Below are 679 nucleotides of genomic sequence, written 5' to 3'. Positions count from 1 at the left end.
CCCTCGGCCCCCGCCAAGCCCTCGGCCCCCGCCAAGGGCGAGGCCAAGGGCAGCGCCCAGGACGACGACAAGGCGCAGGCCACCGACGACGTCTTCGCCGCCCCCGGTGTCGACCGGGCCACCGCCGTCTTCCGGACCTCCGGCACAGCCAAGGGTGCCCAGGACGCCAAGGGCCCGAAGGGCGACGCCAAGCCCGACGCCAAGCCCGACGCCAAGGCCCCCGCCGAGGACGCCAAGGACGCCGACGCCTCCAAGACCCCCAAGACCTCCGGGGTCGATCAGGCCACCGCCGTCTTCAGGGCGCCCGTGCCGCCGAAGTCGGTCGACCAGCCGACCGCGATGCTCAAGATCGGCGATCACAAGGACCCGGAGGCTCCCAGCGGCCGGAAGGGGCCGAAGTGGTCGCAGGACGCCCAGGGGAACGATTCTGCAAAGGGCGGCGCAAAGCCCGAGGCCGATGCCGAGCGGACCAGTAAGTTCGTCGCGCTGAAGCCCCTCGACGAGCCGTCGGCCAAACCGGCCGCCCCCGCCGCCGGACCCCGGGCGCCCAAGACAGACCAGGCACCCAAGACAGACCAGGCGCCCACGCCAGCCCAGGCACCGGTCGAGCGGACGACCCAGCAGCCCCTGCCGCCCCGTCCGCCCATCGACCTGCTCGCCGAGCTGACCAACACCCCGC

At 73.6% G+C, this 679-nt stretch carries 1 pseudogene; it reads left to right on the top strand.

Annotated elements, in window-relative coordinates:
• Nucleotides 1-679, top strand: a pseudogene (locus tag AB8Z36_RS41440) (D-alanyl-D-alanine carboxypeptidase); the annotation flags it as partial.

The organism is Streptomyces flavofungini, assembly GCF_041028215.1.
In the GTDB taxonomy this organism is placed as follows: Bacteria; Actinomycetota; Actinomycetes; order Streptomycetales; family Streptomycetaceae; genus Streptomyces; species Streptomyces flavofungini_B.
Note: the sequence above shows the minus strand (reverse complement) of the source record. Positions and strands in the feature narration are given on the sequence as shown.